The 19,214-nt window shown below is 67.2% G+C and carries 18 protein-coding genes and 1 pseudogene; 12 read left to right on the top strand and 7 right to left on the bottom strand.

Translation table 11 applies throughout. The features are described 5' to 3' along the window. Positions 1-16 precede the first annotated feature (16 nt). Positions 17-919: a helix-turn-helix transcriptional regulator gene (locus tag AC3A6P_RS33795; protein ID WP_487696761.1), complete on the top strand. Its 903-nt coding sequence runs from the start codon at positions 17-19 to the stop codon at positions 917-919. Positions 920-969: 50 nt separating this feature from the next. Here the strand turns inward: AC3A6P_RS33795 and AC3A6P_RS33790 are convergent, their stop codons facing one another. Next, complete coding sequence (locus AC3A6P_RS33790; RefSeq protein WP_487696760.1) at positions 970-1,992, bottom strand: zinc-dependent alcohol dehydrogenase family protein; 1,023 nt, start codon at positions 1,990-1,992, stop codon at positions 970-972. A gap of 12 nt (positions 1,993-2,004) precedes the next feature. Beyond that, the gene (locus AC3A6P_RS33785) at positions 2,005-2,490 is read right to left on the bottom strand and encodes a (R)-mandelonitrile lyase (RefSeq protein WP_487696759.1); all 486 of its coding nucleotides are present in this window, start codon (positions 2,488-2,490) and stop codon (positions 2,005-2,007) included. A gap of 124 nt (positions 2,491-2,614) precedes the next feature. Here AC3A6P_RS33785 and AC3A6P_RS33780 point away from each other — a divergent pair, with 124 nt between their 5' ends. From AC3A6P_RS33780 to AC3A6P_RS33765, 4 genes are all read left to right on the top strand, one after another. After that, positions 2,615-3,484, top strand: a complete 870-nt coding sequence (locus tag AC3A6P_RS33780; protein ID WP_487696758.1) for a helix-turn-helix transcriptional regulator — start codon at positions 2,615-2,617, stop codon at positions 3,482-3,484. A gap of 131 nt (positions 3,485-3,615) precedes the next feature. Further along, entirely contained in the window at positions 3,616-4,203 is a 588-nt protein-coding gene (locus AC3A6P_RS33775; protein WP_487696795.1) for a (2Fe-2S)-binding protein, read from the top strand. Between the two features lie 4 nt (positions 4,204-4,207). Further along, positions 4,208-5,185 (top strand): FAD binding domain-containing protein, encoded by a 978-nt coding sequence (locus tag AC3A6P_RS33770; protein ID WP_487696757.1) that lies wholly within the window; start codon positions 4,208-4,210, stop codon positions 5,183-5,185. Next, entirely contained in the window at positions 5,182-7,344 is a 2,163-nt protein-coding gene (locus tag AC3A6P_RS33765; protein ID WP_487696756.1) for a xanthine dehydrogenase family protein molybdopterin-binding subunit, read from the top strand. Before AC3A6P_RS33770 ends, AC3A6P_RS33765 begins: the two co-directional genes overlap by 4 nt. Before the next feature lie 78 nt (positions 7,345-7,422). Here the strand turns inward: AC3A6P_RS33765 and AC3A6P_RS33760 are convergent, their stop codons facing one another. Then, positions 7,423-8,253, bottom strand: a complete 831-nt coding sequence (locus AC3A6P_RS33760) for an LLM class F420-dependent oxidoreductase (protein ID WP_487696755.1) — start codon at positions 8,251-8,253, stop codon at positions 7,423-7,425. Positions 8,254-8,348: 95 nt separating this feature from the next. Between AC3A6P_RS33760 and AC3A6P_RS33755 the strand changes: the two genes are divergently transcribed. After that, on the top strand, positions 8,349-9,017 hold the full coding sequence (locus AC3A6P_RS33755; protein ID WP_487696754.1) for a VldE C-terminal domain-containing protein: 669 nt from the start codon (positions 8,349-8,351) through the stop codon (positions 9,015-9,017). A gap of 171 nt (positions 9,018-9,188) precedes the next feature. Next, on the top strand, positions 9,189-11,183 hold the full coding sequence (locus AC3A6P_RS33750; protein WP_487696753.1) for an alkaline phosphatase family protein: 1,995 nt from the start codon (positions 9,189-9,191) through the stop codon (positions 11,181-11,183). A 2-nt stretch (positions 11,184-11,185) separates the two neighbouring features. On the opposite strand, the gene AC3A6P_RS33745 is transcribed toward AC3A6P_RS33750, so the two are convergent. The 4 genes from AC3A6P_RS33745 to AC3A6P_RS33730 form a co-directional block, all read right to left on the bottom strand. Continuing rightward, a complete protein-coding gene (locus AC3A6P_RS33745) occupies positions 11,186-11,800 on the bottom strand; it encodes an FMN-dependent NADH-azoreductase (RefSeq protein WP_487696752.1) in 615 nt (204 codons plus the stop codon). A gap of 26 nt (positions 11,801-11,826) precedes the next feature. Continuing rightward, positions 11,827-12,384 carry an Rv1733c family protein gene (locus AC3A6P_RS33740; RefSeq protein WP_487696751.1) on the bottom strand — a complete coding sequence of 186 codons (558 nt, stop codon included), beginning with the start codon at positions 12,382-12,384 and terminating at the stop codon, positions 11,827-11,829. Between the two features lie 261 nt (positions 12,385-12,645). Then, the gene (locus tag AC3A6P_RS33735) at positions 12,646-13,803 is read right to left on the bottom strand and encodes a hypothetical protein (RefSeq protein ID WP_487696750.1); all 1,158 of its coding nucleotides are present in this window, start codon (positions 13,801-13,803) and stop codon (positions 12,646-12,648) included. A gap of 39 nt (positions 13,804-13,842) precedes the next feature. Beyond that, a complete protein-coding gene (locus AC3A6P_RS33730; protein ID WP_487696749.1) occupies positions 13,843-14,739 on the bottom strand; it encodes a mycobacterial-type methylenetetrahydrofolate reductase in 897 nt (298 codons plus the stop codon). Positions 14,740-14,943: 204 nt separating this feature from the next. On the opposite strand from AC3A6P_RS33730, the gene AC3A6P_RS33725 reads away from it, so the two are divergent. The 5 genes and pseudogenes from AC3A6P_RS33725 (at position 14,944) to AC3A6P_RS33705 (ending at position 19,124) form a co-directional block, all read left to right on the top strand. Next, positions 14,944-16,005 (top strand): iron ABC transporter substrate-binding protein, encoded by a 1,062-nt coding sequence (locus tag AC3A6P_RS33725; RefSeq protein ID WP_487696748.1) that lies wholly within the window; start codon positions 14,944-14,946, stop codon positions 16,003-16,005. Further along, positions 16,005-17,567: an ABC transporter permease gene (locus AC3A6P_RS33720; RefSeq protein ID WP_487696794.1), complete on the top strand. Its 1,563-nt coding sequence runs from the start codon at positions 16,005-16,007 to the stop codon at positions 17,565-17,567. Before AC3A6P_RS33725 ends, AC3A6P_RS33720 begins: the two co-directional genes overlap by 1 nt. A 100-nt stretch (positions 17,568-17,667) precedes the next feature. After that, a pseudogene (locus tag AC3A6P_RS33715) lies at positions 17,668-18,000 on the top strand (ATP-binding cassette domain-containing protein); the annotation flags it as partial. Between the two features lie 81 nt (positions 18,001-18,081). Further along, positions 18,082-18,594, top strand: a complete 513-nt coding sequence (locus AC3A6P_RS33710) for a TOBE domain-containing protein (protein ID WP_487696793.1) — start codon at positions 18,082-18,084, stop codon at positions 18,592-18,594. A gap of 44 nt (positions 18,595-18,638) precedes the next feature. Beyond that, positions 18,639-19,124, top strand: coding sequence for a MarR family winged helix-turn-helix transcriptional regulator (locus tag AC3A6P_RS33705; protein WP_487696747.1), 486 nt, complete (start codon positions 18,639-18,641; stop codon positions 19,122-19,124). Positions 19,125-19,214: the final 90 nt, after the last annotated feature.

Here is a 19,214-nt window from a genome sequence, read left to right as displayed (position 1 = left end):
TCGTACCGTAGATGGCATGGACAATCGTGCCGAGACCCGCGAGTTCCTGATGTCGCGGCGTGCCAAGATCACGCCGCAGCAGGCCGGAATGCCGGTGTACGGAACGCGGCGGGTGCCGGGGCTGCGCCGCGGAGAGGTCGCCGCGCTGGCCGGTGTGAGTATCGAGTACTACAGCAAGCTGGAGCGAAGCGGCCTGGGCGGGGTGTCGTCCTCGGTCCTCGATGCGATCGCACGCGCGCTGCAACTCGACGACGCCGAACGCGCCCACCTGTTCCATCTCGCGCACGCCGCTGACGGCACCATCGCCGGTATGCGACCGCGCCGCCGCGCCAGCAAGCGTTGGAGCCCGCCCCCGAGTCTGCAGTGGGTGCTCGACAAGTTCGCCGCCCCGGCAATCGTGCGTAACGGCCGCATGGATCTCTTGGCCGTCAACCACCTCGGCCGCGGGATGCACTCATCGTTGTTCGACAGGTCAGATCCATCCCGGCCACCGAACTTCGCCCGCTACACCTTCCTCGACGACGATTCCCATCGCTTCTACCCACACTGGGATGACGCCGCCGACATCTGCGTGTCCATCCTGCGCACCGAAGCGGGGCGTGACCCGCTCGATGACCAGCTCCAGGACCTGGTAGGTGAATTGTCTACGCGCAGCGTAGATTTCCGCCGACGCTGGGCCGCACACGACGTCCGCCAGCATGGCGCAGGCGCAAAACACTTTCATCACGAGGTGGTTGGCGATCTCGAATTGTTCTACGAGAGCGTGGATATGATCTCCGAACCAGGCTTGACCCTCACGCTGTACGCGGCCGAACCTGCCTCCCGCACCGCGCACGCGCTCGATCTACTCGCCTCGTGGACAGCCAACTCCGTATCGGATCAACACACCTCATCACAGGCCGGCGGTATCACCCAGTGACGGTGCCACTGTCCGGCGGGCAAGTGGTGACCCGACAGCCCGACCGAGCATCAGGTGGTCAGCAGGACCTTGACCGCGCTGCGCTCGTCCATGGCACGGTATCCCTCAGCAGCGGCTTCAAGGGGCAACGTCTTGTCGAAAACCTTGCCGGGGTTGATGTCTCGATTCCAGATCACGTCAATCAACTCTGGCAGGAAACGCCGCACCGGGGCCGGTCCGCCGTGTAGGTGTACCGCCGAGAAGAACAACTCCTCGCCCGGCAGCTCGACACCGTGCGACACGCCCACATAGCCGACGTGGCCCCCCGGCCGGGTTGACCTGATGGCCTGCATCATCGACTCCTGCGTACCGACGGCCTCGATGACGCTGTGTGCACCGTGTCCACCGGTGAGCTCTTTGATCATGGCGACACCCTCATCGCCGCGTTCCTCGACGATGTCGGTGGCACCGAACTCTCGGGCAAGACGTTGCCGGTCGGCGTGACGGCTCATGGCGATGATGCGCTCGGCGCCCAGCTGTTTGGCGGCCAGAACCCCCAGCAATCCCACCGCTCCGTCACCCACCACGGCCACCGTCTTCCGCGGGCCCACGTCGGCGGCGACCGCCCCGAACCACCCGGTGCCGAGCACATCCGAGGCAGCCAAGAGGCTGGGAATCAACTCAGGCTCCGGCACCTCGGGGGTGGGTACCAGCGTGCCGTCGGCCAGCGGGATCCGCGCGTACTCGGCCTGGGTGCCGATCGCGCCCATCAGTACGGCGTGTTCGCATCGGCTCTGGTAACCGGCCTGACAGATCTCACAGGTGTTGTCGGAGGCGAAGAATGATCCGACGACGAATTGCCCCGGCTTCAGAGTGCTGACGTCCTTGCCGACTTCTTCGATGACGCCGACGTACTCGTGCCCCATGGGGGTGGGTGAGCTCACGTCGTCCAGTCCGCGCCACGGCCACAGGTCCGAGCCACAGATACAGGCGGCCGACAGACGGATGATGGCGTCGGTGGGTTCGATGATCGTCGGATCGGGCCGCGTCTCGACGCGTACCTCACCGGGGGCGTGCATGACGACACCACGCATGTTCTCGTCTCCCTACTGAAAATACTGCTCGTCGGTGACGTGTTCCATCCAGTGGACCGGAGTGCCGTCGACGAAGGTCTGGATCGCGATGTGAGTCATGGCGGTCTCGTTGCCACCGCCGTGCCAATGCTTGACGCCGGGCGGGGTCCAGATCACGTCACCGGCGCTGATCTGCTGCTTCTGCCCGCCCCATTCCTGCACCCAGCCGGTGCCCTCGGTGACAACCAGCGTCTGGCCGCCCGGGTGCGTGTGCCACGCGGTTCGCGCGCACGGAGTGAACGACACCTCCGCGGAGCTGAAGTTGCGGGAGTCGTTGGTGTCGAACAGCGGTTTGACGGTCACGTCACCGGTGAAGGTCTCTGCCGGTCCCGCGGCCGCCGGACGCTCGTCATTACGCGAGATCTCCATTGGGGCCTCCGCGCCGGCGGGGGTCGCCTTCCACAGCCCCAGCGGCACCGCCGCGGCCAGGACAGCGGCCACGGACATCATCCGTCTCATCGTCAACTCCTTCTGTGCGGTTCTCCTCCACCATGACGCCGTCTGGAGCGGCCAGGCAGTGACTGGCTACCCAGGTACTGGCAGTACATCCCTGGCGGCCCGCAGCCGACATACTCTCGATGGGGTGGACAGCAAGAACGACATCCGCGAGTTCCTGACGACGCGCCGGGCGAAAATCTCCCCGGAGCAGGCAAACTTGCCGTACTACGGGAAGCGACGGGTGCCCGGATTGCGACGGGAAGAGGTCGCCGCACTGGCTGGTGTCAGCGTCGATTACTACAACCGGCTGGAGCGCGGCAATCTGGCCGGTGTCTCCGAGGCCATCCTCGAATCGATCGCCAACGCGTTACGACTCGACGAAGCCGAGCGGCTGCACCTAAACCGTCTGGCGCGCGCCGCCAACCCCGTGCCCCGCGCCCGGCGGGCCACCAAGCGCCCACAGTTGAGCCCCAGTATCCAACGCGTTCTCGACGGCATGTCCGATGTCGCCGCCATCGTCCGCAACGGGCGGATGGACCTGCTGGCGTCCAGCACCTTGGGCCGTGCGCTGTACTCCCCCGCTTACGACGAAGAGCCGGACCGGCCGAACCTGGCCCGGTTTGCATTCCTGAGTCCAGCGGCCAGAGCCTTCTACCCCGATTGGGAAGGCGCCGCCAACGTGTCGGTGGCACTGCTCCGCACGGAGGCCGGCCGCAATCCGCACGACCCTGCGCTGACCGCCCTGGTGGGTGAACTGTCAACGCGTAGTGACGAATTCAGGGTTCGGTGGGCTTCGCACAATGTGCGCACACACTACAGCGGCTGCAAGGTGTTCCACCACCCCGCCGTCGGTGACCTGACCCTCAACTATGACGTGATGGATCTGCCCGGTGACAGTGGATTGTCGCTGACGGCCTACACCGCCGCGGCGGACTCCACCTCTGCCGACGGCCTCAAACTCCTGGCCAGCTGGGCGGCAACGGCTTTCACCGACACCGACAACTCGACCACCTGACCCGCCGTTGCCCACACCGCTCCAGACCCCCGTCTGATGGCCGTACTTTGTCCCAGCCCGACAGAGAGAAGCTGACGTTGATCAACGACGACGAGTCCTCCGTACCCGAAACCCGGCCGCCCGGCTTCCAGATGAGCCGACGCACCTTCGTCGGCACATCGGCTGCCATCGGCGGCACCGTGGCAGTGACCGGCCTGCTGGCCGGCTGCGGCGCCGACGACGACAGTGCCGGACCGGCTGCGGCGTCGAACTCGACGCAGGTGCAGCTGACCATCAACGGAGAGACCCACGAGGTCGACGTCGACACGCGCACCTCGTTGCTGGATATGCTGCGCGAACGAGTCGGTTCGACCGGTACGAAAAAGGGCTGTGACCAGGGCGCCTGCGGCGCGTGCACGGTGCTCGTCGACGGGCAGCGGGTACTGAGCTGCCTGACCCTGGCTGTGATGACCAGCGGCACCGAGGTCACCACCATCGAGGGGCTGGAACGTAACGGCCGGCTGCATCCGTTGCAGCAGGCGTTCATCGACGACGAGGGCTTCCAGTGCGGTTTCTGCACAGCCGGCCAGATCCTGTCCGGCATCGGCTGCATCCGTGAGGGCCGCGCCGGCTCACCCGAACAGGTCCGGGAAGCCATGAGCGGCAACATCTGTCGGTGCGGCGCCTACACCAACATCGCCACCGCCATCGCCCGGACCGCCCGAGACGGCGAGGTGTGAGCCGGTGTTCCCCTTCGAATTCAGCACCGCCGCAGACGAATCCGCAGCCATCCGAGCAGGATCCGACGGAGCCCGCTACATCGCCGGGGGCACCACGCTGGTGGACCTGATGCGTCAGACGGTGGAACGCCCGGACCGCATCATCGACATCAACGGGTTGCCTTACCGCGACATCGAGCTGGACTCGGCGCGCCTGCGCATCGGATCCCTGGTCCGGATGGCCCAACTCGCCGACCACCCGGGAGTTCGCGACCAGTTTCCCGTCATCAGCCAAGCTCTCGAGTTGAGCGCCTCGGCGCAGCTGCGCAACATGGCCTCCATCGGCGGCAACCTCATGCAGCGGCCACGCTGCCTGTACTTCCGCGACGTCGGCGCCGCCTGCAACCGGCGCGACCCCGGGGCGGGGTGCGCGGCGATCGAGGGTCGCAACCGCACGCTGGCCATCTTCGGCACCAGCGATCATTGCGTGGCCACCCATCCGTCCGATCTCGCTGTGGCCCTGGTGGCACTGGACGCAGCCGTCATCGTCAAAGACTCCGACGGCGAACAGTCGATCCCGGTGGCCGAGTTCTTCCGGCAACCCGGTGACACCCCCGACGTCGAGCACAACCTGTCGCCCGGTCAGATCATCACCGCGGTGGAGGTCCCGGTGCGCCCGGATACCCGCCGCTCGGGCTACCTCAAGGTCCGTGACCGAGCCTCCTACGAATTCGCCCTGTGCTCAGCCGCGGTCGCACTCGATCTGGTCGGCGGAACGGTGCGCGCCGCCCGGGTGGCCGTGGGCGGCGTGGGCACCGTGCCCTGGCGGCTGCCTGCCGTCGAAGAGCGACTCATCGGACGCCCAGCCGTGCCCACCCTCTGGCGGGAAGCCGCTGCAGCCGCCGGCGACGGCGCACAACCGTTGTCGGAGAACGGATTCAAAGTGGAACTGGTCAAACGCACCGTCCAACGCCAGCTGACCACCGTGGCGGGGCTGCCATGACGGACCCGGTTCCCGCGGCCGCCCCACTGAGCGGACAGCCGATCACCCGGGTGGATGGCCGGCTCAAGGTCACCGGCCAGGCGCGCTATGCCGCTGACAACCCGGTGCCCGATCACCTGCACGCCATCCTGGTGACCTCGACCATCTCTCGAGGCGACATCGACGGCCTCGACACCGATGCAGCGACAGCTCACCCCGACGTGGTGCGAGTGCTCACCGATTTCACCGGTGTCACTCTGCCCTGGGGTGCCGGTGTGTGGTTCTTCGGACAGCCGGTGGCGATCGTGGTCGCCAATACGCTGGAAGCCGCAACCCACGGAGCGCAACAGGTTTCGGTACGCTACCGGCAGGCCAACGAGCACACCGACTTCGATGAACCGGGCGCGCCACCCGCGGCGGGCTCGAGCCCCGACTATTCCCGCGGTGACACCGCCGCCGCGCTGGCCGCCTCGTCAGCGGTCGTCGAGAGCACGTATTCCATTGCGCGGAACTACCACAACCCCATGGAGATTCCGGCCACCATCGCGGCGTGGGACGGCGACCGACTCACCGTCTGGGACAAAGTGCAAGGCGTGCACTACTCGCGTGACGCGTACGCCGACGCGCTGGGCATCCCCGCCGACAACATCCGTGTCGTCTCCCCGTTCGTCGGCGGCGCATTCGGCAGCGCCGGCGAGACCTGGCCGCACCAGCTGCTGGCCGCACACGCGGCCCGTCAGGTGGGCCGTCCGGTGAAGCTCACCCTCACCCGCCCACAGATGTACGCAGCCATCGGATACCGACCGGCCAGCCGCCAGCGCGTGGCCATCGGAGCCGGCGCCGACGGCCGGATCACCGCCATCGAGCACGACAGCGAAGTGGAGGTGTCCCGGTACGGCAGCTATCAGGAGGCGCCGACCCAGGGCACGCAGTTCCTGTGGAGCTCGCCGGCCATCCGCACCTCCGGCCGGGTGGTCGCGCTCGACACCAGCGAGCCGACATATATGCGCGGTCCCGGTGCGGTGACCGGCGCGTTCGCCCTGGAATGCGCTCTCGACGAATTGGCCGAACGCCTCGGTATGGACCCGATCGAACTGCGGCTGCGCAACGAGCCGAGCCGCGACGAGAGCAAGGATGTGCCGTTCTCGACCCGCCGGGTCACCGACTGCTTCCGCGAAGGCGCCCAGGCGTTCGGCTGGTCGCGACGCAATGCGACGCCGCGTGCAGTTCGCGAAGGCAACCAGCTGATCGGGATGGGCACCGCCGCGGCGCTCTACCATGTAGTGCGCAACGAATCCTCGGCGTCGGCCCGGATCAATGCCGACGGCACCGTCGACGTGTTCGCCGCCACCAGCGACATCGGACCGGGAACCTACACATCGATGACCCAGGTGGCCGCCGATGCGCTCGGATTGCCGCTGCACCGGGTCCGCTTCTCACTCGGAGACACCCAGTTTCCGCGAGCCGCCGTGCAATACGGATCGCAGACCATGCTCAGCGTCGGCTCGAGCATCGCCCTGACCGCTGACATGCTGCGGGACCGGGCGATCCGCACCGCGGTGCTGGACCCCGGTTCACCGCTGACCGGCGCGCGTCCCGAGGACGTTGTGGTGACCGACGGCCGTATGCACCTTCGCAGTGCGCCCGGGCGGGGTGAGACCTATCAGGATCTCCTGCGCCGCAGAGGTTTACAAAGTCTGGACTCCGCACAGACCTATACCCCCGACGACGCGTCGAGTCGCTACTCGATGCATTCCTACGGGGCGGTGTTCGCCGAGGTCGGCGTCGACGACTTGCTGGGCACCGTGCGCATCCGGCGCATCTACGCCGTGTACGACGCCGGCCGGATCATCAATCCGCGTCTGGCGCACAGCCAGGCTCTCAGTGGCATGACCCAGGGCATCGGAATGGCACTGCTGGAGGCAGCCGAAACCGATCACCGCGACGGTCGTATCGTCAACGCCAACCTCTCCGATTACCTGGTTCCGGTCAACGCCGACGTTCCCGCACTGGATGCCCACTTCCTGGACGCGCGTGACGATATCGCCGCACCGATCGGGGTGAAGGGACTCGGCGAGGTCGTCATGGTCGGGGTTCCCGGTGCCATCGCCAACGCGGTCTACAACGCCACCGGTAGGCGTATCCGCGACCTGCCGATCACCCTCGAGAAACTGCTGTGAACCGCCCGCACCACGCACTTTGACACTTCGGGCATCTGGCGCGGTCACACCGCCTGAAGTCCCGAGTCCGATCGAGGGTCAGCCCCGATACTTGTCCACCAGTGCGGCGTACTCGTCGAGCAACCGCAGTGACTCATCTGTGGGCCGCGACGGCAACAGCAGCGCCACCTGATCGAAGCCCAGTTCGTCTGAGGCGCGCCAATACTCGGGGTCTGCCGGGGTGCCGAACTGCGCGAGCGGCACGTCGTGGCCGGCGCCGTCACGCATCTGATCGATGCGCTTGGACAGCGACTCCACCGGCAGCGGATTCGAGATCCAACCTGCCCCATGGCGAATGACGCGCCTGACCGTGGCATCGGAGTCGCCGCCGATGTAGATGGGCGGGTGCGGCTTCTGCACCGGCTTGGGCCGGCTGTAGGAGGCGTCGAAATCGACATACTTGCCGTGGTATTCGGCCGGTTCCTCGGTCCACAGCGCCTTGATCGCTTCGATACGCTCGTCCAGGAGGGCGCCGCGGGTCTTGGGGTCGGTGCCGTGATGCCGCATCTCCTCGAGATTCCAGCCGGCCCCCACACCGAACACGAACCGGCCACCCGAGATCAGATCAATGCTCGCGGCCTCTTTGGCGGTGTGGATCGGATCGCGCTGGATCAGGAGTGCCACCCCGGTGAACAGTTCGATGTTCTCGGTCACCGCGGCGGCCGCAGCGAGTAGAACAAACGGGTCGAGTGTCTTGTAGTACACCGACGGCAGCTCGCCGCCGGCCGGATAGGCGGACTCGCGGCTGGCCGGGATGTGCGAATGTTCAGCCACCACCAGCGAGTGAAAGCCTCGCTCCTCCACGGCGCGGCCCAGTGTCACCGGGTCGATGCTGTCGTCGTTCACGAACGTCGAGATACCGAACTTCATACGAGTCTCCTCACAGTGGCCTTCTCGAAGCAGAATGCCCGTCGCCCGCCGCACTATTCCCCCCGGATCGCCTGCCGGCTCGCTGCCGTGGCGCTATGGTGCTGCTCGTGGGCAAAGGAGTGCTGACCAGCTCGCGGGGCCGCTGGCTGGCGATCGGTGCGTCCTTGACGGTGTCCGCCGCCATGTTCTACGCCCAGAGTGCACCGCCACCGCGCCCTGTCGAGCCCGCGACGGCTTTGCCTGCCGGTCAGGCCCTCGATGCCACCGAGCCCAGCGCGGCGCTGGCTGCCGATGCCGCGCCGTTGATGGCGAGCGTGCCCGTCGGCGCCCAGGACGTCCCGTTCGCATTGCCGGCCGGCGTCGCACCCGAGGGTGGCCTGCAGGTCCGAACCATCTGGGTGGCCCGCGCCATCAGTGTGCTGTTCCCCGAGGTGACCACCATCGGCGGGTATCGGCAGGATCCGCTGCGGTGGCACCCGGAAGGGCTGGCCATCGATGTGATGATCCCGAACCACAACAGCGAGGAAGGGATTCAGCTCGGCAACCAGATCGCCGGACTTGCACTGGCCAATGCCGAGCGGTGGGGTGTCCTTCACGTGATCTGGCGGCAGGGCTTCTACCCCGGCGTGGGCGCGCCGAGTTGGACCGCCGACTACGGCAACGAAACCGCGAACCATTTCGACCACATTCACATCGCCACCACCGGTGGCGGCTACCCGAGCGGGAAAGAGACCTATTACATCGGCTCCATGCGCCGGAACTGAGTCGTTGCGCCCCGCCCCCACTGGCGAACCACACCGACATGAATTATTGACGCGCAGTCCAGAAACCGATCCGCGGCCGCCGCACGGCTTGTAACCTCTGCACCACCTGGACTCCTGCCGTCGCGCGCGAGGGCACCAGCCATGCCCGAACATCCGAGGGGAGATCGTGTCGTGACGACGGTGAAGCAGTTGTGCCTTGGTGTTGCGGTAGCGGGTGTGGTCGCCGGCGCGGGCTCGGTGTTGGCCACCGGCGTTGCCTGTGCCGAGCCCACCGATGCACCGAGCGCATCGGACTCCGGTGCCACGTCCTCCTCTGAGGCCTCGAAGACTTCTGATAGCTCAGAAGCCCCGTCGCGCAAGGTTTCTCGGCGCGACGGGCAGCGGTCGAGTTATTCGGCCGACCGGCAGCCGAGCACCGCTTCCGCAGGCGCCGACGCCAGTACCGAGCCCAGCGACTCCCCCACCCGAAATACCGGCCGCACGGCGGGATCAGCGTCAGGCACAAAGACCGACGCGGACTCCGACACTGAGGCGGCCCCCACCCAGGCTGCCGGCACCCGCAGTTTCGGAGTCCGCAGGCCCGAGAGCACCCCCGCCACAAGCGAAGCTCCCGCCGAGGTCACCCAGGCTGTTGTCGCACAGGCGAGTACGTCGCCGGCGCCCGAAGCCGCCGTCGCCCAAACAGCCGTCGCCCAAACAGTGGTGACGCCTGCGCCGCAGCGGCAGATCCTGTCCTCCTACCTGCCGGCGCGTACCCCGAAGGTTCCGCTCCTTCCGCTGCCGTTGCTGCCCGCGCCGGCGGCCGCCACCACCGTCAGCGCCGCCACGGCCTCGACCACTCGCAACCGCGCCATCACCACCGCCGACGTCACCGCTCAGGTGGTGGACCCCACCAAACAGCGGGTCCTGGTGATCGGCGTGGACGGCACCAATCTCAGCCGCATCCTCGACGACCCGGCCAACACCAATTTCTTCGAGCTGATGGACACCGGCACCACGTCGGCATCCACCATCGTCGGCCACACCACCATCTCCAACCCGTCGTGGACCGCCATCCTGACCGGCGTGTGGGACACCAAGAGCGGAGTGATCAACAACGTCTTCACCCCGTCGACCTACTACTCCTGGCCGACGGTCTTCAACCAGCTCGAGGAGTACAACCGGGATATCGAGACCAAGGCGATCGCGGACTGGAAGGTGATCGCCGATATCGCCAATGGCGGCACGACACCGGCCGACGTGGTGATCTACATCCCGCAGGGCGAGAACGACCCCGTCTATGCGGAAGCCGATGCCGCGGTCACCAACGAGACCGTGAAATCCATCCTGGGCACCGAGCTGGGTTATCAGGACGTGCCCAACTTCCTGTTCACCTACATGACCGGGGTCGACGAAGCCGGCCACCTCTACGGCGGCGCGTCACCTGAGTACGCGGCGGCGATTCAGCGCGCCGACACCAACGTCGGGCTCATCCTGGACGCGGTGGCGCAGCGGGAGGCCGCCACCTGCGCGGCCGGCCCCAGCACCTGCGAAGACTGGACCATCATCATGGTCACCGACCACGGCCACCAGCCGCAGCAGGGCTTCGGTCACGGCTTCCAATCCCCGGACGAGACATCGACATTCGTGATCGTCGACGGACCCGGTTACGGGGACGGGCAGATGAACCTGCAGTATTCGATCGTCGACGTCACGCCCACCGTGGTGAGCATGTTCGGTCTCAACCCGAGAAGCGACGCCGACGGCGTGCCCCTGGCCGATCTCGGCACCAGCACCGTCGATCCCGAAGATCTGCATCAGGCCCTGCAGGACGCGATCGACATGTACGGCTGGCCGGACATTCAGACCAACGTGGCGTTGAGTCTGCGCACCATCTTCGCCACCATCCCCTACTACGTGGACACCTTCACCACCGACATCACCGACCAGCTGCGGGCCGTGGCCGACCAGGGGATCTTCCTGGTGAGTGACATCGCGGCGTTGGCGGTGTTCCCGGTGCAGTTCATCGGCGACGCGGTGTACGCGGTGACGAACGCCATCGCTCAGGTGGTGGCTCGACTGACCGGTGCCGGGGTCATCCCGCCGAGCACCTCGACCACGGTGCAGCGCGACGGGCAGCCGTATCCGTGGGCGCTGGGCGCCAGCGACCCGTGGGTGCTCGCCTAGCCTCAGGGCCAGCTGTCCGCCAGCGCGGTGAGCTCGGCCCGGACCTCGTCGACCGGACGGTGGAAGTCGCCGGGTGCGGCGGGCGGTTCGGTGTGCACGACGACGCCATGGACGTCCATGCTCATGAAGCCGCCGAGGATCGCGTAGAACGGCGCAAGAACCGGATCCGTGCGGGTGTCCGCGCCGGTCGGGGTGGCGCGCGCGGACACCGCCACCACGGGCTTGGAGCGCAACGGCGCGATTCCTTCGGCGGCCGGCGAATTGACGCCGATGACATGCACATAGTCCAGCCACGCCTTCAGCGTCGACGGCATCGAGAAGTTGTACATGGGCGTACCGATCACCACCGCGGCCGCGCCGGCCAGTTCCTCGAGCAACACCGACTGGAGTGCGGCGGCCTCGGCGGTGGGGGGCACCGCGTCCTGCGGCCGCAGTGCTTCGGCGAAGTGCAGGGCATTGGTGGGCAGGTGCGGCAACTGCTCGGCGTGCAGGTCCCGGTGGCGGATCTCGCGGCCCGGGCCCGCAGCAGCCCAGCGCTGGACGAACTCCCCCGTGAGCCGGCGGGACACCGAGGAGGCGAGATTGGCGGACGAGTCCAGCTGCAATATGTAAGCCACGGGATGGCGAGTCTAGTCAGCCGGGCTCAGGTGTGGCGGTTCGCCCAGCCGTCGTCGTTGTGCGCGAGAAGAAGCAGTTCGCGTTCCCAGGCGCGGGCGCGCGAGCGGTCCAGCCCTTGCCGGACCACCAACGCGGCGAACACACTGAGCACCACGGCACTGATCCAGATGGTCCACGCCACCCCCAGTGCGCTCACCTTCGCATCGACGGGGGTCAAGGGGGCACCGACCACCTTCCCGCTGTCGTCGAGCCAGATGGTCAGCGGCGCCCCCGCCTTCACGGTCTCGGGGCTGATGACCTGAGCGTTGTGGGTCACCGCTCCCTCGCGCCACTCCACCTGGACGTAGGCAGGGCTGTCGAAGTCCGCCGGCATGCCCATGCTGCCTTCGACGACGACGGCCTCCACGGAGTGGCGGGTCTGGGTCTGCTCGGCGGCCGTGTGCATCCGCGACTCGTAGGTCTTGCTCCCGAGATGTACCGAGACAGGTACCGCAATGAGTGCCAGCACCAGAACTCCCAGAACGGCAAAGGCCTCGAGCCGGTCGCTGAGGCGAACCAGCGGGTTGCGTCCCAGTGCGCGCAAATACCAGCGACACTTCCGAGCAAACGATGTGACGCCCGTCAACATGTCACCACCTGCAGTACTGCGAATCTCGAGAACACCCCTAGCATGCTGACACCGGCGCGACGCAGATGCCAGTTGTGGCCCGTCAGCGCGACAGATATCACAGTTTGTGGCACGCCGTGCCGGAGGTCTGTGGCGCAGCGTCCTGGTGTCGACGCGGCCGGGACCACAGTCCTGGGCAAAGCCGAAAATCACTGCGGGGGCCGGACGTTCTGATGTTCAGTCGTCTCTGTCGCCGGCCTCGTCGAGCACCTCGGCGCGGTACAGGTCGGCAGCGTCATCGATGGCGGCCAGGGCGTCGGAGGTCAGCTCGGGCCGAATCCCGCTCTCGGCGTGGGCGAATGGCACGAATGCACGCAGCAGCGCCGGCAGGTCCAGCTGCGTCGCCACCGGGATCTCGTCGTCGAAGACCACCGCGGTGCTCAGCAGCTCCCGGACACGTACCTCGCTCCAGCGCAGCGGGTCCCCGGTGCCGTCGTCGATGGACAGCCGAAGCAGCTCTCGGTGATCTCGATCATTCATCGACGTCGCGAGCGGTGAGGCAAAAAACCGGTCCAGCAGGTCCTCGTCGACCGGGATCTTCTCCGGCACAGTGAAAGCCGAGCCTTCGCCGGGCATCAGCCGGACCAGCCACCGCACCAGCGCCCGGCTGCTGGGCCAGGTGTCGGACTGGTGCACCAGCAGCAGCGACGGCGGCCGCTGCAGCGCATACTGCAGACGGACGCGACACTCCGCCGGCTCCATCTCGTGGAAGCTGGTGTCGGGATCGGTGTTGCTCGACGTGGCGACACCGAGCACGGTGCTGATGGACTCCGGCACGAAGAACGCGTCCTTGACCGACGACATCATCAAATGGTCGACGTGAACTGCGCAAGTGATCTCCTGCCCGTCGGCGAGCCGCACACCGACAAGCAGTTCATCGGCGTCACCGAATACGTCGGTCATCCGGACCGTTCGGACGACGGTGGTGTCGGCCAGTTCGGTGAGCCAGCGTGGCAGGCTGTCGTGGCGCGCGGCGACCTCCCGCCGGCACCGGGCGCGCAAGAGGTCATCGTCGACCAACTCACGCAGGACGGCCAGCAACGCGGTGGTTTCGGGAACGGGTGTTCCGATGAAGGCGGCCAAGAGTTCGTCCAACCGGGGAGGCGCCACCTCGTCCGGTGAGGTCAACAACGGGGTGTTCGCCGGCGCCGAGGCCTCGATCACCATGCTGCCCATGAACAGCAGATCCAGCGGATGCCCGGCAAGGGCTTCGCGGATCTCGTCGATCAGCGGTGCTTCGTCCTGCGTTGTCCGCTGCGAGTGCCGACGCGCCTTGTTCTGCCGGGCGTCACGTCGCGCCTGCTTGGCTTTGTTCCGATTGCGACTGTCTGCCATGGCCGGACCCTACCCGCGGGCGGGGCGCTCGCTCTTGGGTCAGCTTGCCTGATCCGGTGACCAGTAGGCCAGCATCTCGGCGAAGGTGTCGAAGGCGGCTCTCGAGACGCCGTAGGTGGCCTCGAAGTGAATGCTCAACGGGTAACCGAGCTCGGCGACTCCGTCGATCACCCGCTTGTAGAGTTCGACCAGCAGCCCGCGCCGCTTGTCGGGATCGCTGCCTGCCAGGGTTGCGACGAACTCCTGCTCCCGCGCCACGGCATCGTTACCGGGATCCTGGATCAGCCAGTTGATGAGACCCACGTTGGCCTCCATCTTCGGCACGAAACCGAATGACAGCAGGATCTCCGGCCGTAGATCCGTGGTGGCGGCATGTTCGGTCAGGAAGTCGACGATGGCATCCGAGTAGAGCAGTTGCGTCATCCCGAAGTTGGCGCCCTTGTCGCACTTGAAGGAGAAGCGCCCCTGCTCGCCCTCGCGGGTGGGTATCAGGATCGCCCCGCGATTGCCCACGATGTCGCCGTAGAGGGACAGCGCGTCGGCCGGCGCGACACCCCCGCCTTCGCCGTCTTTGAGCGTGCGCGGGACACCGACGAAGATCATGCCCTCGAACCCGGCGGCGCCCAGCGTGGTGAGGCGCTGCCGCAGCGACTCCTGGTCCATGAACGCCGTCACCTGCGTACACAGCCCGCGAACACCGGGCAGTTCGGGCGCGATGATCGACCAGAAGTCGAGCACGTCGAGCTTGGGTTTCATGTCGATGGGCCGGTCGTCGTCCTCGTCGATCATGCCGGGGATCATGACGTGGCCGATCCGCCCCTCGATCCCGGATTCCGCCGCCAGGCGCAGCACCTTGTGCGCCTCGTCGCGTGCGAACCCGGTTCCGCGCTCGACATTCGGCGGCACCAGCTCCAGCGCGATGGTGTTCAACGGCACGATGCATCTCCAGATCTGACGACAACTCCCCCGGCGCCTTCGGGTCCAACCCAGACACGGTACCGAGAGTCCGCGCCCGGATGGGGCATCGAACAGCTCTCAGCGATTTCACAGCGACGTTTGTCCACAGTGAGTGCGGTGCCCCCAGGTTATTTACGGCAACCGCACAGTAACTCCACAGCAACTAGGTATTCGAGGTAGGCGATGGCCAGGTCGACACTCAGATTCGCCGCCGGACTCAGCGCGTGTGCGGCGATGCTCGCACTCACGTCCTGCAGCTCCGGCTCCGACTCCGCACCGGAGACGTCCACACCGGCGAGCGCGGATGCCGCCGCCCAGAAAGTCGTCATCTACTCCGGCCGCAGCGAGGAGCTCGTCGCTCCGCTGCTCGAACAATTCACCTCGGACACGGGTGTGGAGGTCGAGGTCCGCTACGCGGGTTCGGGTGAGCTGGCCGCCCAGCTCATCACCGAGGGTGAGAACTCCCCCGCCGATGTGTTCTTGTCCCAGGACGCCGGAGCGCTGGGCGCGGTGTCGAAAGCCGGTCTGTTCGCTCCGATCGCCGCCGAGACACTGGCGGCGGTCCCCGCCGAGTATTCGGCTGCCGACGGCACCTGGGTCGGTGTTTCGGGCCGGGCGCGCGCCATCGTCTACAACCAGGAAATGGTACCCAGCCCTCCGGACACCGTCGACGCGCTGCTGGATCCGCAGTGGCGCGGTCAGATCGCGTATGCGCCGGGCAACGCGTCGTGGCAGTCGTTCGTGACCGGACTGCGTGTCCTGCGCGGTAACGAAGCCGCCGAAGAGTGGCTGCGCGCGTTCAAGGCGAACGATCCCCAGCCGTATGAAAGCAACGGCCAGATCCGGGATGCGGTGGATTCCGGTCAAATCGGCATGGGCTTGATCAACCACTACTACATGTACGAGCTCATGGAGAGCAAAGGCGCCGAGAACGTCGCGGCGCGACTGCAGTTCATGGCCCCGGGAGATCCGGGTGGTCTGGTGAACGTGGCCGGGGTGGGCGTGCTCAAGACCGCGCCGGATCCGGAAGCGGCCCAGGAGTTCGCGGCCTACCTCGTCGGCGAGTCCGCGCAGCAGTACTTCGCCACGGAGACCGCCGAATTCCCGCTGATCGACGGAGTGGCCGTGGTGGGCGAGGTGCCCCCGCTGGCTGATCTGCAGCCGCCCGCTGTCGATCTGTCCCAGCTCGATGACATCGAGACCACCCAGCAGATGCTGGTGGACGCCGGGTTGCTCACCAATTGATCACCGTCGGGGCGGTCCGGGCCGGTGTTCGTCGCCGGCCGGGCCGCCCACCGGTGTTCCTGCTGCTCGCGGCGGGGGCGGTGGTCGCGACCACCCTGTTGCCGCTGATCTACCTGGGGCAGCGCGCTTTCGAACGCGGCGGCGCATATGTGGTCGACGAACTCGGCCGTCCGCACACCGTGGCGCTGGTGGGGAGGTCACTGCTGCTGGTGGGGGTGGTGACCTCGGCGTGCGTGGTACTCGGTGTCGGGTTCGCGGTGTTGCTGTCACGTACCGATCTGGGCGGACGCCGGTGGTGGACCGTCGCGTTGACACTGCCGTTGGCGATGCCCAGCTACCTGCTCGCCTTCCTGTGGGTGTCGGTGTTCCCGTCGGTGAGCGGATTCTGGGGCGCCGCACTGGTTCTCACGCTCGTCAGCTATCCGTTCGTGCTGTTGACCACCATGGCCGCGCTGGCCCGGGTGGATCCCGCGCACGAAGAGGTGGCCCGGTCGCTCGGGCTGGGCAGCGTCGCGGTGCTGTTCCGGGTCACCCTGCGCCAGGCCCGCGCCGCCATCGCGGCAGGGGCGCTGCTGGTGGCGCTCTATGTGCTCAGTGATTTCGGGGCGGTGGCCGCGATGCGTTATGAGGTGTTCACCTGGGTGATCTACGGTGCCTACCGGTCGGGATTCAACCCGTCCCGGGCGGCCGTCCTGTCCCTGATCCTGCTGTTTTTCGCCGTGCTGTTGGTGGTCGCTGAACGCTGGGCCCGCGGGCTGGCCGCGTCGCGCCTGGGGCCCGGTTCCCCACGGCCCGCACCGCGCGCCCGGCTGGGCCGGTGGCGGCACCTGGCTGCCGCGCCGGGCCTGACGGTCATCACCCTCGCCATGGGCATCCCCTCGATCGCGTTGGCGGAGTGGCTGATTGCCGGTGGCTTGCGGTGGGACACCGAACGCTGGTGGAGCGCGCTGACCGCCACGGTCTGGCTGTCGCTGGTGGCGGCCGTGGTGTGCACCCTGGCCGCGTTGCCTCTCGGTCTGTTGGCGGCTCGGTACCGCACCGCGGCCACCCGGCTGTTGGAAAGCGCCGGCTACCTGGCGCACGGTCTGCCGTCGATCGTGGTGGCGATCTCGATGGTGTCGGTGGGCGTGCTGCTGTTGCTGCCGATCTACCAACGCGAGCCTCTGCTCATCCTGGGTTATCTGGTGCTGTTCGTGCCGCTGGCCGTCGGGTCGGTGCGTGCTGCCATCGAGTCGTGCCCACCCCGACTCGATGAGGTGGCACAATCGCTCGGCCACTCCCCCGTGCGGGTGTTCCTTGCGGTCACCGCGCGGGCAGCTGCTCCCGGAATCGCCTCTGCTGCAGCACTTGTCCTTCTCACGTGCATGAAAGAGCTACCCGTGACGCTGTTGTTGCGCCCGACCGGGGTCGACACCCTTGCCACGCGGTTGTGGGGATACAGCTCGGTCAGCGACTACGCCGCCGCGGCGCCGTACGCCGCGGCGCTGCTGGTCTTCGCTGCGATTCCGACGGCACTGCTCGGTGTGTGGACGTCCGGAACGGTGAGGACTCTTGATGCCTGACCGCGCGGAAGTCGAAATCGCCGGTATCACCAAGTCTTTCGGCCGGCGCCGGGTTCTCACGGGCGTGGATCTCGAGGTTGCGGCCGGAACCGTCACCGCGGTCCTCGGACCCTCAGGGTGTGGAAAATCGACACTGCTACGCATCCTGGCCGGTTTCGAGAACCCGGACGGCGGCACCGTCCGGGTCGCCGGGGCTGCCCTGGCCGACGGTTCGATGTCGGTGCCCGCGCATCGGCGGCGGGTCGGGCTCATGCCGCAGGAAGGCGCGTTGTTTCCGCACCACACGGTGGCCGGGAACATCGCCTTCGGGCTGAACCGGACGTCGAGGTCGGAGCGGGCCGCGGTGGTGGCGAAGTGGCTGGCGGTGGTGGGTCTGGACGGTCTGGCCGACGCCCACCCACATCAGTTGTCCGGTGGCCAGCAGCAGCGTGTTGCACTGGCTCGCGCGCTGGCCGCCCGTCCGCGCGTACTGCTGCTCGACGAACCGTTCGCCTCGCTGGATGCCGGGCTCCGGGTGCGGGTCCGGGAAGACATCACCGCCATCCTCCGCGAGGCCGGGACCACCGCGATTCTGGTGACCCACGACCAGGCCGAGGCGCTGTCGCTGGCCGATCAGGTGGCCGTCCTGCTGGCCGGGTCGATCGCCCAATGTGGCGAACCGCATGAACTCTACCGGCGGCCCGTCTCGCTGGAGGTTGCCCGATTCGTAGGCGGCACAGTCGAACTCGCCGGACAACACCACCGCGGGGTGGTCAGCACCGCCCTGGGCAGCCACCCCGTCAGCAACGAGGTGGGCGAAGGTTGCGTCACTGTTGTCCTCCGCCCCGAGCAAGTCCGCATCGCCGAGTCCGGCGCCGTCACCGCCGTGGTGACCGGACACCGCTTCTACGGTCCAGACGTCGCCGTGCGGGTCGCCCTGGCGGACGGGACCTCGCTCGAGGTGCGCCAACCCGGCGACGTCGGCCACGTCGGCCAAGAAATCGGTATCCGGGTAGATGGCGGTGTGCTCGCGTTCTCCGTGCCCTGACGGTTCTCAGCGTGCCTTCAGCGTTGCTCTGGCACGGTGCACACATGACGGTCCCGCACCAGCCCGCGGAAGCCCGACCATCTGACGCAACGCCCATCGACGTTCACGAGTTGGCCGAAGATCTGCACTCCCGCCTGTTCGGCGTCATCTCGTCACTGCGCCGCCGGGAACACCTGGAGATCAACGGCCAGACGTTGACTCCGGCCCAGCGCTCACTGCTCTACGTCCTGCGCGACGGTGTCCGGGTACCCGTCACGGATCTGGCCGCACACGAGGGTCTGTCCCAGAAAGCGTTTGCCGGACACATGCGGGTACTGGAAGACCTGGGCCTGGTTCGCCGCTTCCGGGATCTCTCGGATCGCCGCAAGATGTGGGTGCAGATCACCACCAAAGGCGTGGAGAGTCAACGCGCTGCTGCCGCGGACCTGGTGGAGATGACCGCGCTCGACCTGTCGCCGGCGGAGGTCGCCGCGCTCAACGACGCGCTGGTGCTGCTGGAGTCGCTGGCACAGCGCGCCGTCCTCGCCTGAATCGTCCGCGCCTTGAATCATTGTGGGGCGATGACACCTTGGACCTGGCTCACTTCTTTGCTGAGGGCGTCGATGGCGCGGGAGAGTTCT

Source organism: Mycobacterium sp. Soil_C_30, assembly GCF_057656995.1.
This window is presented reverse-complemented; position numbering and strand designations above follow the sequence as displayed.

Excerpts from the sequence above, each read along its gene's own strand:
- AC3A6P_RS33795 (WP_487696761.1), top strand. The coding sequence starts at position 17 with ATGGACAATCGTGCCGAGACCCGCGAGTTCCTGATGTCGCGGCGTGCC.
- AC3A6P_RS33790 (WP_487696760.1), bottom strand. The coding sequence starts at position 1,992 with ATGCGTGGTGTCGTCATGCACGCCCCCGGTGAGGTACGCGTCGAGACG.
- AC3A6P_RS33785 (WP_487696759.1), bottom strand. The coding sequence starts at position 2,490 with ATGAGACGGATGATGTCCGTGGCCGCTGTCCTGGCCGCGGCGGTGCCG.
- AC3A6P_RS33775 (WP_487696795.1), top strand. The coding sequence starts at position 3,616 with ATGAGCCGACGCACCTTCGTCGGCACATCGGCTGCCATCGGCGGCACC.
- AC3A6P_RS33765 (WP_487696756.1), top strand. The coding sequence starts at position 5,182 with ATGACGGACCCGGTTCCCGCGGCCGCCCCACTGAGCGGACAGCCGATC.
- AC3A6P_RS33760 (WP_487696755.1), bottom strand. The coding sequence starts at position 8,253 with ATGAAGTTCGGTATCTCGACGTTCGTGAACGACGACAGCATCGACCCG.
- AC3A6P_RS33755 (WP_487696754.1), top strand. The coding sequence starts at position 8,349 with ATGGTGCTGCTCGTGGGCAAAGGAGTGCTGACCAGCTCGCGGGGCCGC.
- AC3A6P_RS33735 (WP_487696750.1), bottom strand. The coding sequence starts at position 13,803 with ATGGCAGACAGTCGCAATCGGAACAAAGCCAAGCAGGCGCGACGTGAC.
- AC3A6P_RS33725 (WP_487696748.1), top strand. The coding sequence starts at position 14,944 with ATGGCCAGGTCGACACTCAGATTCGCCGCCGGACTCAGCGCGTGTGCG.
- AC3A6P_RS33705 (WP_487696747.1), top strand. The coding sequence starts at position 18,639 with ATGACGGTCCCGCACCAGCCCGCGGAAGCCCGACCATCTGACGCAACG.